This window comes from Candidatus Zixiibacteriota bacterium (genome assembly GCA_034003725.1).
In the GTDB taxonomy this organism is placed as follows: Bacteria; Zixibacteria; MSB-5A5; order GN15; family FEB-12; genus WJMS01.
In genome coordinates this window covers 40379-55022 of the sequence record JAVEYB010000016.1, presented here as the reverse complement: position 1 = coordinate 55022, position 14644 = coordinate 40379, and the positions used below count along the sequence as shown (strand labels likewise).

12 protein-coding genes are annotated in these 14644 nt (G+C 57.7%); 2 read left to right on the top strand and 10 right to left on the bottom strand.

Annotated features, from left to right (window positions below):
• Positions 1-767: 767 nt before the first annotated feature.
• The 3 genes from RBT76_14560 to RBT76_14550 all read right to left on the bottom strand — a co-directional run bounded on the left by RBT76_14560 (position 768) and on the right by RBT76_14550 (position 3367).
• Positions 768-1703 carry an MlaD family protein gene (locus RBT76_14560; protein MDX9859005.1) on the bottom strand — a complete coding sequence of 312 codons (936 nt, stop codon included), beginning with the start codon at positions 1701-1703 and terminating at the stop codon, positions 768-770.
• A 63-nt stretch (positions 1704-1766) separates the two neighbouring features.
• Entirely contained in the window at positions 1767-2537 is a 771-nt protein-coding gene (locus RBT76_14555; protein MDX9859004.1) for an ATP-binding cassette domain-containing protein, read from the bottom strand.
• Positions 2534-3367: an ABC transporter permease gene (locus tag RBT76_14550; protein MDX9859003.1), complete on the bottom strand. Its 834-nt coding sequence runs from the start codon at positions 3365-3367 to the stop codon at positions 2534-2536. The genes RBT76_14555 and RBT76_14550 overlap by 4 nt, the downstream gene beginning before the upstream one ends.
• 25 nt (positions 3368-3392) lie before the next feature.
• Here RBT76_14550 and RBT76_14545 point away from each other — a divergent pair, with 25 nt between their 5' ends.
• Positions 3393-4529: a hypothetical protein gene (locus RBT76_14545; protein ID MDX9859002.1), complete on the top strand. Its 1137-nt coding sequence runs from the start codon at positions 3393-3395 to the stop codon at positions 4527-4529.
• A 455-nt stretch (positions 4530-4984) separates the two neighbouring features.
• Here the strand turns inward: RBT76_14545 and RBT76_14540 are convergent, their stop codons facing one another.
• The 6 genes from RBT76_14540 to RBT76_14515 form a co-directional block, all read right to left on the bottom strand.
• Positions 4985-5812, bottom strand: a complete 828-nt coding sequence (locus RBT76_14540; GenBank protein MDX9859001.1) for a T9SS type A sorting domain-containing protein — start codon at positions 5810-5812, stop codon at positions 4985-4987.
• A 507-nt stretch (positions 5813-6319) separates the two neighbouring features.
• Positions 6320-7318, bottom strand: a complete 999-nt coding sequence (locus tag RBT76_14535) for a GGDEF domain-containing protein (protein MDX9859000.1) — start codon at positions 7316-7318, stop codon at positions 6320-6322.
• Positions 7251-8159, bottom strand: coding sequence for a tyrosine recombinase (locus RBT76_14530; GenBank protein MDX9858999.1), 909 nt, complete (start codon positions 8157-8159; stop codon positions 7251-7253). Before RBT76_14530 ends, RBT76_14535 begins: the two co-directional genes overlap by 68 nt.
• An 11-nt stretch (positions 8160-8170) precedes the next feature.
• Entirely contained in the window at positions 8171-8884 is a 714-nt protein-coding gene (locus RBT76_14525) for a ComF family protein (protein ID MDX9858998.1), read from the bottom strand.
• Positions 8885-8910: 26 nt separating this feature from the next.
• On the bottom strand, positions 8911-10035 hold the full coding sequence (locus tag RBT76_14520; protein MDX9858997.1) for an SO_0444 family Cu/Zn efflux transporter: 1125 nt from the start codon (positions 10033-10035) through the stop codon (positions 8911-8913).
• Positions 9977-10534 (bottom strand): hypothetical protein, encoded by a 558-nt coding sequence (locus tag RBT76_14515; protein ID MDX9858996.1) that lies wholly within the window; start codon positions 10532-10534, stop codon positions 9977-9979. Before RBT76_14515 ends, RBT76_14520 begins: the two co-directional genes overlap by 59 nt.
• Positions 10535-10742: 208 nt before the next feature.
• On the opposite strand from RBT76_14515, the gene RBT76_14510 reads away from it, so the two are divergent.
• Complete coding sequence (locus RBT76_14510) at positions 10743-12452, top strand: M28 family peptidase (GenBank protein ID MDX9858995.1); 1710 nt, start codon at positions 10743-10745, stop codon at positions 12450-12452.
• A gap of 3 nt (positions 12453-12455) precedes the next feature.
• Here RBT76_14510 and RBT76_14505 read toward each other — a convergent pair whose 3' ends face one another.
• The gene (locus tag RBT76_14505; protein ID MDX9858994.1) at positions 12456-14621 is read right to left on the bottom strand and encodes a bifunctional (p)ppGpp synthetase/guanosine-3',5'-bis(diphosphate) 3'-pyrophosphohydrolase; all 2166 of its coding nucleotides are present in this window, start codon (positions 14619-14621) and stop codon (positions 12456-12458) included.
• Positions 14622-14644 lie beyond the last annotated feature (23 nt).

The following is a 14644-nucleotide window of genomic DNA, read 5'->3' as shown; positions in this document are numbered from 1 at the left end:
CTACCCGTAGGTCAGCTCCGTTTGCACATCCACCAACTCGTCAAACTAAACAAACCTCTCCCGCAAACGGTGCTGACACCACCACCCCTTCATTCCGTTTCGTCCGGTGCCCACCCGCCGTGGCGAACGTCGGGGTTCGGTCAAATCGCACCGTCTCCCCACGCATTTTGTTTTCCACCTGCGTCCTACCCGTAGGTCAGCTCCGTTTGTACGTCCCCTGACTCCACGAACTAAACCAACCTCTCCCGCAAACGGTGCTGACACCACCACCCCTCCCACCGGTTCCCATGCGCACCGTACGTCCCCGTACACCCCGCACTTTTCCTACCAACCCGATGGAAAAAATGGCCGCCCCGCTATAAGTAAATGAGAGGAACTGCCATGCCGCTGTCGATAGCACAACCCTTGCCCTCGTGCGCACCGTACGTCTCCGTGCGCCGCAAGTCCTGCCTCCGATCGGAAAGAAAAGAAATATGGGACCCCCTAAAAATAACAAAACAAACCCATTTCCCCGTAACCCTCTCGCGGACACACTTGTACAGCGACTTTCTTGGATTGGGGAACGGGCTGACAACCGGCTGTCGGTTCAGGAAAGGCTATGTGCCGCAAGAAGATCACACCCGCTGCGCGCAGTGTACGTCCCCGTACACCACGCGGTCACACACAGCCGGTGCGTGGTGTACGTCCCCGTGCACCACGCGGTCACACACAGCCGGTGCGTGGTGTACGTCCCCGTGCACCACGCGTGCTTGCGGAAGGAATATAGACTAAAACACCGAGAACTTGAGGTACTTGCGTGGGTTTCTCTCGATATCCGCCACGAGATTGTTCGTCCGGTGCAGCAGGTTCACCATCTCGATATACAGCCCGGTGTCCTGCACCAGAAGACCAAGCGAGCCCTCGGCATTCTGGATATAAGTCATGATCGTGTCGAGCCGCGCCGATGTTGCGGCGAGATTGTCGTACAGCTTCGGGTCGTTCATCATCCGGCCGAGCGTGCCGGTGTTTTCTGTCGCCTGGACGCTCACCCGCTCGAGCGCATCGCCGGTCTTCTCGATCGACGACACGATCCGCTCCTGGTTGCGCTGGAGATCGGCTGTCAGTTTCGTCAGGTTGGCCAGCAGGGCCGTCATGTTACGGTACAATTCGGCGTCGGTGGCAAGCTTGCCCAGCGTCCCTTCGCCTGCGTTCATCCGGCCGAGCAGCGTGTCGAGATTGTTCACCAGCCCGCCGACATTATCAAACGCGCGCTCGCCGGATTCGAAAAGCGCCGAAGCATCCGCCACCGGCACCGTAGTCAACGTGTCACCGTCGGCGATCACCGGCTTGTCCTTGGACCCCGGCACGACCTCCACGTACTTGTCGCCCAGAAACCCGATCGTGCCGAGATGGACAGTGGCATCCTCGGTGACCATATGCCACACACTTTCTTCGACACGGCAGACGAGCCTCACCTGCTTGTCGGGCGAGATGTTAACGAATTGGACCGACTTGACATTGCCCACTTCAACGCCCGACATCCAGACCGGCGCGCCGGGCAGCAGGCCGTTCACGTTGCCGAAAAAGGCGACAAATTCGTTCTTGGGCTGGAAAATCGAACTGCCCCCGCCGGTGAACGACGCCCAGAACAGCAGTACGGTCGCGACCAGCAGCAGAATTCCGGTCTTCAGATTGCCCCAGCCGACATGGATGGATCGTTTCATTCGCTCAATTGCCCTGTCTGTTCAGTTTCCTTTGTGCATTATCGTGGCTGCCGCCCCCGCCCGCTACACAAATCTTCGCGCCGCCACGTGGCCGATAGAATTGCGAAACGGAAGCAGAAACTGCTGCACCCGTGGCTCCGTGCACTCGCGCAGTTCATCCAGATTGCCGTCGAACACCAGCTCCCCCGAGTGGATGACGATAAACCGATCGGCCACCGCTATGGCGTCGGGAATCTGGTGCGTTACGACGATGGTCGATATGTTTCGTTCGACCGTTGCCTTGTTGATCAGCCGCAGCACGGTCTCCGTCGATTCCGGGTCGAGCCCTGTCGTCGGCTCGTCGTACAGCATGACGCGCGGGTTGGTCGACAGCAGCGCCCGGCCGATCGCGACACGCCGTCGCATTCCGCCCGAGAGATGGTCGGGCAGCACGTCGATAATCTGCTCGGCATCGAGCCCCACGAACCCCAGCATCTCGATCACGTTGCGCTCGATGTCCTGACGAGACAATCTCGTGTGTTCCAGTTGGTAGTAACCGACGTTCTCGCCGACCGTGAGCGAATCGAACAGCGCGCCGTCCTGGAAGACCATGCCGATTCGCTTTCGGACTTCCTGCTTGTCTCGCTCCGACATCACGCAGATATCCCGACCGTCAAACAGCACCTCCCCCTTCTGCGGACACTCCAGTCCCATGATCAGGCGCAGTATGGTCGACTTGCCGGATCCCGACGGTCCCATGACGACGGTCGATTCGGTCTCGTCGACGCTGAACGAGACATTCTTCAGAATCGGCCGTTCATCGTACGCGAACGAAATGTTGCGCAATTCGATCACAAATACCCCTTGATCGCGCCGTGCACGAGCTTGGTCAAAAAGAAGTTGACGATCAGGATCATGATCGATGACATCACCACGGACTCGGTAGTCGCCCGGCCCACGCCTTTCGTGCCGCCTTCGGCCGAGAAGCCCTTGTAGCAGGCGATAAAGGCGATGAAAAACGAAAAAATAAACGGCTTGAGCAGACCCATGAAGATGTTGCCGAAAACCAGCCGCTCCTTGACTGACGCCCAGTAGATAGTGACGCTCATCTTAGCGACGACCGCGGCAATCAGCCACCCGCCGATGATCGCGATCGCGTCACAGGCAATGGTAAGGGCCGGTACCATCAGTACGAGCGCCAGCAACCGGGGAACGGCCAGCTTGCGAACCGGATCGATCCCGAACGCCAGCATGGCATCGAGCTGATTGGAGGACTTCATGGCGCCGATTTCGGCGGTGATGCCCGCCGAGACACGCGCGGCGACCATCAGTCCGGTCAGGGTCGGACCAAGTTCGCGGACGATAGCGATCGACATGATACGACCGAGGTAGTTCTTCGCCCCGAAGTCGGCCAGTTCGTTGGCGAAGGCGATGGCAAATCCCTGGCCCGCAAAGGCGCCGGCAAGCAAGACGAGGTACAGCGAACCAACCCCGATCAAATACATCTGCTCCATGGTCTCCGTAACGTAGAACGTCCGGGAGAACACCGCCCGCAGCATCCGCAGAGAGAAAAAGAACAACGCCTGGTATTCGCGGGCCATGTGCTTGAGCCAGTTGTTCAGAGCGGAGAGAATCGCTGTCGTCCTTTCTGTTTTCTGGCAATGGTAGCCGCCAACAACCGGCAAGTCAAGGCAATTCAGGACGTTGCGTATGGCGATGCAAGTCGTATATTATACCGCCAACGCCGATGTCCGGGCGGCGTATCACATCGGGAAACACAGGCATCGCCTCACGGCAGGATACAAAATGGAGTTGATGGATTCATACGCACGACCGACCGAACCGCGAGGACATGCCGTTGCCTTGTTCTCCGGCGGACTGGATTCGGCTCTCGCCATACTGCTGTTGCTTCGACAGAACATCGAAGTGACGGCGCTGACATTCATGACGCACTTCGGATGTGATCTCAAGGATCGTTCATCTTGTGGTTCGAATCCGTATCCGATGGCTGAACGATTCGGCTTCAACGTCAAGCTCATGCATCTGGGACAGAAGTTCGTCGATATCGTCGAGAACCCGCGGTTCGGCCGTGGCGCTCATATGAACGTGTGCATCGACTGCCGGATCCTCATGCTGACGGAAGCAAAAAACTACATGGAAATGATCGGAGCCGACTTTATCATCACGGGCGAGGTGATGGGGCAGCGTCCGTTTTCACAGGTCCGGAATCGCATGAATCTTGTCTTAAAGGAGTCCGGGCTCGGAGGCAAACTGCTGCGGCCGCTGTCTGCTAAGCTCCTCCCACCCTCCGAACCGGAGCTTTCCGGGATGGTGAATCGTGACCTGTTGGAAGGGATATCCGGTCGCGGCCGAAGACGGCAGATGGAGCTGGCGGCGCAGTTCGGACTGGAGGACTATCCCACGCCCGCGGCCGGGTGTTTATTGACTGACGAAGGTTATTCGAACCGCCTTCGTGACTTGCTCGCCCACACCGAACGCATTACGTTCGACGATTTGAATCTCCTGCGAGTAGGTCGCCACTTCCGACTGGACCGTCATACCAAGGTGGTTGTGGGAAGGAACGAGTCGGACAATGCCCAGTTGCTCAGGCTGAAACGTCCGCATCACCGTCGGCTGGAGGCACTGGAAGTCGGTTCACCGGTAACGCTGCTCATCGGTCCCCTTACCGACGAGAACATCAACAAAGCAGCGATGATTACCGCCCGCTACACCAAAGCGCGCCACGCGGGGCAGGTACGGGTGGCAGTCTATGACAGTGAACAAGCGCTGGAGGTTTCCGTGCCGGCGGCACAGGACAAAGACCTGGAGTTCGTCATCATCCGTTGAGGCATCCGGCACAGGCCAGCGAGCGGGTGAAAATAATAGGTCCCGACTGCGCGTTACAGACGGGACCGCCTCACCTCACAATGCAGCCTGTGAGTTCTCCGGCGATATAACCGCCAAAACCGCCGAGGAAATGGCTGCGACGCGTCATCGCCTGTACAACACGAGGTCCACACTGGGCGACAACACTCATATATGTATTGCAAAGCGCATGCCGGCTCTTCCCGCAGTTTGATATCTGCTTGTACAGCAAGCCGATAACACGATATCACGGGTGAACCACAGTTGCCTCGACGCCTCGGGAACGCAGCAGTTGCGAAAAACCCGTCTGTGGGACAGCAATAAGTGCGGCCTGACGCAAACGAAAAGCCCCGCTGTGACCAGACAGCGGGGCTTCTCCGTCAAACCTTTACAGAACGCGCTAACTTCTCTACCTCAGGGGCAGCATACGAAAGCGCTTACTTCAGCATCATCATCTTCTTGGTGTCAACAAAGTTGTCGGTTGCGATGCGGTAGAAGTAAACACCGCTCGAAACGCCAACACCGGCGGAATTTTTGCCGTCCCACTCAATCGAGTGGATACCGGCGGCCATGTCGCCGTCAACCAGTGTCGTCACCTTCTGTCCGAGCACGTTGAAGACTTCGAGCGAGACCGCGCCGGGGGTCGGCAGGCTGAACGAAATCGTCGTGGTCGGGTTGAACGGGTTCGGGTAGTTCTGAGCGAGTGCGAACTCCGTCGGCAACTCCGCATTGTCTCCGGTCAGCGAGAACGCGACGCTCTCGAACACCGGATCTTCGCGGCGCGGCCCAACCGGACCCGTCTCCGTGATCTCGTTATAAATGAACATCAACTGATGACGCGGATTCTCCATCTCGGTCGCTTCCAATGTGATCTCTGTCAGCGACGGATCTTCGATCCGGAAGGTCAGGTATGCAACCGGGCCGGATCCTTCGGAAAGGGCTGCTTTCCGCTCTGCGCTCAGCTGATTGACCAGTCCGATCACGACCGTGTTGTTCTCGTTATCGATATTGGACACGGCGAGATCGAAATACTCGACTCGTGTGCCCTCAAACGAGACTGCTTCAAGCGCAACGCCTTCCGAAAACCGCAGCGGAATATCGGCCGCCACAAAGTCATCCTGATTGGCGATCTCGAGTGGTACGGTTACGGTATTGTCAGTCATGGTCACGGCAGTACCTACAGCAACCTTATTGGCGGCCGCAAACACCAGGCACGGTGCTATAACCAGTGCGACGACAAGCGTTATCAGGTTTACACGTTTCATCAAGGCTTCACCCCCTAAGGGCTGATTGGGTTAACGCTTTCGGCATTCAGGGCAATGTCACTATCGCTCCCGAAACGCCGTTCTTCCACTGCGCAAAACGATATCTGTATTGTACGGACGTGTTACTCTTGAGATAGTGCAATCGGAAGGCAAAAGAAATGTGCTCTCGGTACGTGAACAACCTACCTCGTTTGTCCTTGCCTGTCAAGATAATTCACGCCGCACAGGGAATCGCTCATCCACATGCGACGGAAAGAACCGCAATCCTCCTTGTAACGCCAAAGTGGCTCCTGATGCCTTTCCTCCATCACTTCTACAGAGAGAACGATATGCCAGTTCCAGTGCAGTCAAAAATAAAACACAACCAGGCCCGGAAAAGTTTTCTGTGGTGTGTGAGCCGCGGTGCCGTGGCGCAGAATTTGCGCAACGTCTCAGCATTGACGATTGTGCCTGGAACGTGTCTCTTTGTGTCGAACTTTGCGGGGAATATGGCGAGAGAGAGACACTTTAGTATTTCTGACGACGCTCGATCAGGTAGTTTGATCCGGCCTTGGCTTTCGTGGCTTTCTTCAAATCTGCGAGCATTTTCGACAGTTCACCGATATGCTGGAACTTGCCGTCCTGGTTTATGATCACCGCAATGGACATCGTAAGGATGGGGTATTTCTCGATCTCCCCTTTTCGGCTCAGGGTCGTGATCGAACCCCGATCCCGGTCTTCCTCTTCGTAGCGATAGGGGATCAAGGAGTCAAAGGTCCTCAACACCCAGTTGCATGTCTGGTCGATGATGTCGACTGGAATTACGTAGATGAAATCGTCCCCGGCGATGTGCCCCACGAAACCTTCGCGACAAAGATCAAACACGGTGTCGCGAATGATCCTGCCGGTGAGCCGGATCACCCGGTCGCCCGCCGTGTATCCGTAATAGTCGTTATAGGCTTTAAAATTGTCCAGGTCGGCGTAGCAGACGGCAAACTCGGCCCGCATGTCCAGTTGCTGCTGGATTACGTCCTCAATCAGGCCGGGGCCAGGCAACTGGGTCGATGGGTTGATCGCCAGGTCTCGGCGGCTGCGTTCGATAACGCGACGGATGCGTGCTTCGACAATCCGGTCGTGCCACTCGCCGTGAATGAAGTCATCGCACTGGTTTTCATAGGCCGCCAGAACAACCATCTGGGCCGGGTCGGGATGGTACAGGATGACCGGGATTATTGACAGGAAGGCATTCTGCTTGATGCTGTGGAGAAGGTCTATTTCGCGGAAAAAGTCGGAATGGCCGCCCATGATAATCGTGGAAACGGGGAAGCGCTGGCAGATGGTCATCAGAGTCGGGAAATCATCGAAATAATGGAAAGAGATTTCTTTATCGCGAAAGAAGTGTTCAATGTGGAAGTCGATATTCAGCCCCCGCTGGCGCAGCGCAAAGTGGTAGACAGGCTTATGCCTGCTTTTTGGCGCCTCTAAACCCGGCCAGCTCTCGAGGGTGATATTTTCGGTGTTCAGCAATGATATAGTCTCGGTCTATCTGCGTGTAAATCTCGGTAGTAGATATATCGGCATGACCGAGCATTTCTTGTACAACTCGCAGATCCGCCCCTCCCTCAATGAGATGGGTCGCAAATGAATGGCGGAAGGTATGGGGCGTGACCCTCTTTGCCAGACCCGCCCGTTTGACCAGCTTCCTGACTATCTGCCAGAGCCCAACTCTCGAGAATCGTTTCCCGAAGCGATTCAACACGAGCGGCAGGTTTTCGTCCGAGTCCGATGCCGCCCGCCGGTCAAGATAGGACAGCACCGCCTTTCGGGCGTAGTCCCCTATCGGCACGAGCCGTTGCTTACCGCCTTTGCCGGTGACCCTCACGAATCCGGCTTCAAACTCTATATCCTGCTTTCGGAGGTTGATCAATTCGGACAGGCGGAGCCCACAACCGTAAAGTACCTCCACGATCATGCGATCCCTTGCGGCAGTGGCCGACTCCGGATCGACCGCGCGGATTATCGAATCGATCTGTTCGGGCGACAAGTAGTCGGGGTGGTAACGGGCGATCCGGGGCGCAGCGTACATCAGCGCGGGGTTCTCTTTGATGCGACCGGACTGCTGCAGGTAGGCAAAGAAGTGCCTGACGCTGGAGATCTTGCGGGTCAGCGTGGCCGGCCGGCGGCCCTCCTTGGCCAGGCGCGAGAAGTAACCGGCGACCACCGACGGAGTGTAGCCCGTAAGTTCCTGTATTTTGCAGGCGTGCTGAAAGGCGGCAAGGTCGGAGCGATAAGCATCGATCGTGTTCGTCGAAAGCCCGCGTTCCAGCCGAAGATGCTGCAGGAAATCGTCGATCAAACTCGCAATCACCGCTCAAACCCTCACAGCCCGTGCGCAAGAGCGATAACGCCGACCACCCGGTGACCTGCGGCCTCAAGCACTCTTGTTGCTTCCATCGCCGTTTCGCCGGACGTAACAATATCATCAACCAGGAGCACGCGTGCACCTTCCAGATCGGAACCGGCCACGTCAAATACACCGCGGATATTGGTGGCGCGACGGGCGGCGGGAAGGGTCTGCTGCGGCTTTCGCTTTGCATGTCGGTACAAAAGCCCTCGTTGCACGGGCAGCTCCAGCCGGCAGGACAGCGCACTGGCGATTTCAAGCGCCTGGTTGTACCCGCGCGCGTACTCCCGGGCCGGATGTAGCGGAATCGGCACTAGGCAATCGGCCTGACGCGACGCGATTCGTTCGCCGAACGTTTCGGTCAATCCGTCAACCAGTTCCGGGATAGAATCGAGCATCCCCCGGAACTTCATTTCCAGGATTACCTGCTTGAGCGGGTCAACGTAGTTGCCGTATGCAAAAAGCGGCAGAAGAGAGCAGCGGCACGAAGGACATTCCGGCCAAACGGAAATCTGCAGGCGACAACGGATACAGAACGGGAATTCGTAGGTATCAAACCGTCCGCGGCAGGTCCCGCATATCGGGTGTTCGCCATCGAGATACTCACCGCATCCCGGGCACAGCGGCGGGAAGACAAAATCCAGCACTGCCCGAGCCATCGGTGAAGTGAGAAGTTTACGTCCGGTCATATTGAAAGTAACGACCAAACCTGGTGCTACTTCAAGAAGAAACTGGCCAGCCGTCTCGTAGTCGCCCTGACGGTCCAGTAGGCCATCATCACCCCGAGCAAAACGGCCGCTGCCACGTCGTACCAGGACGACGCATCCTTCCCTGAGGCAAATTGGTACGACGGGTCAATTTCGAGGAATTGATAGACCTGGTCGGTTATCAGCCCAAAACCGATCGAGACCACCGCGATCGCCAGCAGGTAGCGCATCGTGCCGGCCGAGCCGAGGATTTTCCGGACGACCGCTATGGCCGAGAGGTTAGTGGCGGCGCCCGTCATCATGAAAACGAGCACCATGCCGGGTGAAAAGCCCCCGGCCAATAGTACCGCAGCCAAAGGGGTCGAACTGCTCGCGCAGATATACAGTGGCAAACCGGCGATTACTGCTCCGGCATAACCGCCCCAGCCCGAACGCAGTATCTCAGGGAGATCGGTGAGCTGTTGACCGAACAATGCCCCGACCAGACCGGCCAGCAGGTACCCAAACAGGAGGTAAGGAGCGAGGTCTCCCATAAGGTCTGTGAAAGCATATCTGATCGAATGGGCGATGCCTCGGCGTTCATCCGGAACATCAACCTCCTGCCCGCGGCTGGATTGTTCGCGCGGTTTGTCGATCAGCTCGTCAGGTTCCGTTCGGTTGAAAAACAGCGTTTCCATTGACCCGGCAACGACCGCTGTTACGAAAGCCGTGGCGGGACGAGCAATAGTCAGGATGGGGTCGGTGAGCGTATAGGTAAGGGCGATCGAGTCCACCCCGGTTTCCGGCGTTGAGACCAGGAAAGCCGCGGTTGCCCCGCGGCTCGCTCCCGAAGACCTGAGCTGCGAGGCGATCGGCAGTACCGAACAGGAGCACAGCGGCAGCGGAATGCCGATCAATGCGGCACGAACCACTCCCCCAAAGTCGTTGCCGGCCATCCGGCGAGCCAGCGAACGTCCACGCAGCCAGTGCCAGAGAAGTCCGGCCAGCACCAGTCCGATCAGAAACCAGAGGGCCGACGCAATCAGCAACGTCCAGACGCCATCGGCCCACCGTGCGACTGCTGTAAAAGCGGTATCAACCACCGAGCTGCCGGATGAGTTCTCTCGCTCGATCCTGCATCTGCGGATCGGCATTGAGGGCCAGTACGTTTTCGAACCAGACCCGGGCCGAGTCGTTCTGGTTCAGGCCGAGGTACACGATACCCTTGTTAAACGTGGCGATGACATGCCCCGGCTCGGCTCCAAGTACCTTGTCGAACTCCTGGAGTGCCCGCTCGGGCAGCCCCATGCCGTGAAGACACGCACCGAAGTCCGTGCGGACATCTGTCGAGGAACCGTCGATCGCGAGGGCGCGACGGTAACACTCCGCCGCTACGGCGAAGTTGTTGTTATCCATGTACTGGTGGCCCACCTGAACGAGGCCGTCGTAGTCGGTGGGGAGTTCGTTGAGGAAATCCGAGCCTCCCATGCCTTCGCTCATGCCGCCGTGGGGTGAAAGTGAGGCCTGCTGCGGCGGCTGCGGCGGTTCCTGCCGCTCGCGAAACAGGAAGTACCCGGCGACAATCACGACAAGGGCGCCGCCGATGACAACCGCATCGCGACGCGTCGTATTCTTCGATCTATTCACTGCCATCGTAAACGAACCTCTCCGTGTTCAGGGATACCTTCCGCACGCTGCATTCACCGCAGGCGACGCCGGTTGTAACAGAACAATGTATACCCTTATACGCGCTAAGTCCACTTTTTCCGAACAAGCGGCCCGAGAAAATCAGTGACAGACTCCGGGTTCGCGAGTATACTTGACGGCATGTTGACAAACGACCAGTGATCAAGGAGTCCAAATGAAGTTCACGGCCATCGCCATTGCTGTTATTGTGCTGTTTGCCGCAGCGATACAGCCGCACGCGGAACCTTACGTCATCACGTCGGATTCCATCCACAAGCATATCGCCGTACTGGCGCATGACTCGCTGGAGGGGCGCCGCGTGGGCGAGGTTGGAGAATGGAAGGCAGCCGACTATATCATCGCGGAACTTCAGCAGATCGGCCTCGTGCCGGGAGGCGATGACGGCGGTTGGCGGCAGGCGTTCGAATTCATCAAAAACATCGAACTGGGCGCCTCGATTCGGTTGGCGGTAAACGGCACCGAGTTGCAGCTCCGCGATGACTTCGAGCCTTTCACGCAATCAGGAAGTATGTCGTTTTCGTTTGACTCCGTGGTCCCGGTCGGATTCGGCATTACCGATGATGGCGGTTTCTACGACGACTACGAAGACAAAGACGTAGCCGGCAAAGCCGTTCTCATCGCCCGGTATGCCCCCGAGGATACAGCGGCGTACCCGCACACCGATTTCAACCTGTACAGCTCGATCACCGACAAGATCCGCAATGCGCTCGATCATAACGTGGCCGGCATCTTCTTCTACACGCCGCCGACACAGGACGACACACTGGTGATGATGAGTGCAACCCGAGCCAATCCGAAAGAGGTGCCGATTGTTTATCTGCGCCGGACAGCCATGCAGTCGCTGGGCATCGATATCACCGACCCGACGCCCTTCGCCGCCGAAGGCAGGGTCGAACTGATTACGGTGAGGGACACGGGGTACAATGTAGTCGGCGTGCTGCCCGGACAGACCGATACGGCGATCATTATCGGCGCCCATTACGATCATCTGGGATGGGGCGGTCCCGGTTCAGGCTCCCGTTATCTTGGTGAGGAGACGATGATTCATAACGGTGCGGACGACAACGGCTCCGGGACCTCGGCCCTGGTCGAACTGGCACACTATTTCGCTGCGCGTCGCGACAGTATCCACCACTCTATGGTGTTCGCGGCGTTTTCCGGAGAGGAAGCCGGACTGCTGGGATCGAGTCATTATTCCCGCAGTATGCCGGAGTCGACGGCGGTGCGGATGATGATCAACATGGATATGATCGGTCGCCTGCGCGACCAGGAAAGCGGGCTTGCCATCTTCGGCACGGGGACCGCGACCCAGTTCGCGGCGTTCTTCGACACGCTGACCAGCGACCAGATCAAGCTCACGTCCAAGGAGTCCGGCACCGGACCGTCGGACCACACGGCATTCTACAATCGCGGCATCCCGGTGCTGCATTTTTTCACCGGGGCACACAACGACTACCACAAGCCGCAGGATGATGTCGAGTTGATCGATTCGGACGGGATCGTGCGTGTTGCCGATATCATCAGGTCGGTAGTCGACTACTTTGATTCATACCCGGAACCTCTCGCCTTTCAGAAGACCAAGGCTCCCGACCAGGGCAGGATGTCATTTTCCGTCACCCTCGGAATCATGCCGGATTACATCGCTGAGGTCAAGGGGCTACGCGTGGACGGAGTGTCGCCGGGACGTCCGGGGGAGCGAGCCGGCCTCGTGGAAGGCGACATTATCGTAAAAATGGGCGAGTACGTGATAGACGACATCTATGCGTACATGAATGCACTCGGCAAATTCCGCAAGGGCGATAGTATCGTGGTAGTGGTGGAACGCGACGGTCAGTCGGTGAATTTGGACGTCGTCTTCGAGTAACTATCAGTCGACGTCCTCGGAGTCGGCTTCCTCTTTCGCGGTATCGCGGGTGTGGGCGCGCTTGACCGAAATCACGCCCTTTACCTTGCGGACCTTCTCAATTACGCGATTGAGGTGGGTAAGGCTGGTGACTTCGATCACGAATCTGCCCGTTGCAGTCGTATCCTGCGCGTACATCTCCGCGCCCCGTACGTTCGTATTGGCGTCTGCAATCGCCTGGGAAACGTCGCGAAGCATGTTTTTGCGATCTTCCACCACCATCTCGAGCTGGACGACAAAAGACTGGTCGCGGCTGGTATCCCAGCTCACCTCGATCCGCCGCTCGGGAGACTGGTTGTTGAGTTCGATGGCCGACGGGCACTCCGCCTGGTGTATCGTCACTCCCCGTCCCCGGGTGATGAATCCGACAATGCTGTCCCCGGGTACGGGCTGACAGCATCCGGCAAACCGGAACATCATGTTGTCGAGCCCCTGGACCTTGATACCTTTTGACCGTCGAATGCGGTCAATGACCTTGCTTACCAGCCCGGGAGTTTCTTTCTTCTCTTCCGGCTGGATCTGCGTAATCACCGACTGCAGTGATATTGAGCCGTTGCCGATTCCGGCAAGCAGATTGTCGGCGGTCTTTCGATCGAGGTGTTCGGCGTACTCCTGGAGCGCGTCATCCGAGGGGTACGGCAGGCGGAGTTCTTTCAGCTTTCGATCGAGCATCTCCCGGCCGAGCGCCACGGATTGCTCGAATCCGGCCTGCTTGAGCCATCGCTTGATGCGCGTCCGGGCGGTTGACGACGCCACCATCTTCAGCCAGTCGTGTGACGGCGTCCGGTTCGGGTTCGTGATGATCTCGACCTTGTCGCCGGAATTGAGCCTGGTCGACAACGGCTGCAGGCGTCCGTTGATCTTAGCTCCCGCGCAATGAATGCCCACCTCGGTGTGGATCTGGAACGCGAAGTCGAGCGGCGTCGCGCCGCGCGGCAGGTGTACCAGACGTCCATTCGGGGTGAAGACGAAGATGTCCTCGGAGTAAAGGTCGATCTTGAGATATTCCAGGAATTCGGTCGGGTTGGTGGTGTCTTTCTGCCACTCGAGAATGTCGCGGAGCCAGCTCATCTGGCGGTCGTCCTTGCTCATCTGCTGGCGACCTTCCTTGTAGAGCCAGTGCGCGGCAATGCCGTTTTCGGCGACATAATGCATCTGGTGGGTACGGATCTGTATTTCCACGCGCTTGTTGTCAGGCCCGAACACGGTGGTGTGAAGCGACTTGTAGCCGTTGGGCTTGGGATTGGCGATATAGTCGTGGAAACGGCCCGTTACCGGTTTCCACATGGAGTGAACAATCCCGAGTGCGTGATAACACTCGCGTTCGTTGTTAACCAGGACACGAATGGCGAACAGATCGTAAATGTCTTCGAACGGGACACGCCGCACCATAATCTTTCGGTGAATGGAATCCAGATGTTTGGCCCGGCCGTTAACGCTCGCGATAATATTGTCTCTCGCCAGTGCGTCTTTCAGGGGCTTCACCACCGACTGGATGTAACTCTCGCGCTCGTCCCTGCGCTCCTGAATTCGCTCGGCCAGGTCCTCATACACGTCAGGCTCGAGAAACTTGAGGGAAAGGTCTTCGAGTTCCACCTTGGCCTTGTTGATACCGAAGCGATGCGCGAGCGGGCAGTAGACTTCACGCGTTTCCAGTGCGATACGTTTCTGTTTGTCGGCCGGGAGATGATGCAGAGTCCGCATGTTATGAACGCGGTCGGCCAGCTTGATCAGAATAACGCGGACATCCTTGGCCATACTGAGCAGCATCTTACGGAAGTACTCGACCTGTTGCTCTTCCTTGGAGTTGAAGTGGATCGCGCCCAGCTTGGTCACGCCGTCCACCAGATCGGCCACCTCGTCGCCAAACTCCGCGCGGATATCTTCGATCGTGTACGAGGTGTCCTCCACGACGTCATGAATCATGCCGGCCGCAATGGTAGCCGAGTCCATGTGGAGTTCCGCCAGGAAAAAGGCAACTTCGAGACAATGCTCGATATACGGTTCCCCGGACTGGCGTTTCTGCCCGGCGTGCGCCTTGTCCGAAAACTCGAACGAACGCCGGATCAGGGGGATGTCGATATTCGAGTTGTACGACTCTATCTTGATGATAAACTCGGCGAGATTCACAGTACAACTCTCCGTTACGGCCA

Bases quoted from the DNA above. Each gene is read 5' to 3' on its own strand.
- RBT76_14560 (MDX9859005.1), bottom strand. From the start codon at position 1,703: ATGAAACGATCCATCCATGTCGGCTGGGGCAATCTGAAGACCGGAATT.
- RBT76_14545 (MDX9859002.1), top strand. From the start codon at position 3,393: ATGGCGATGCAAGTCGTATATTATACCGCCAACGCCGATGTCCGGGCG.
- RBT76_14540 (MDX9859001.1), bottom strand. From the start codon at position 5,812: ATGAAACGTGTAAACCTGATAACGCTTGTCGTCGCACTGGTTATAGCA.
- RBT76_14525 (MDX9858998.1), bottom strand. From the start codon at position 8,884: ATGACCGGACGTAAACTTCTCACTTCACCGATGGCTCGGGCAGTGCTG.
- RBT76_14520 (MDX9858997.1), bottom strand. From the start codon at position 10,035: ATGCCGATCCGCAGATGCAGGATCGAGCGAGAGAACTCATCCGGCAGC.
- RBT76_14515 (MDX9858996.1), bottom strand. From the start codon at position 10,534: ATGGCAGTGAATAGATCGAAGAATACGACGCGTCGCGATGCGGTTGTC.
- RBT76_14510 (MDX9858995.1), top strand. From the start codon at position 10,743: ATGAAGTTCACGGCCATCGCCATTGCTGTTATTGTGCTGTTTGCCGCA.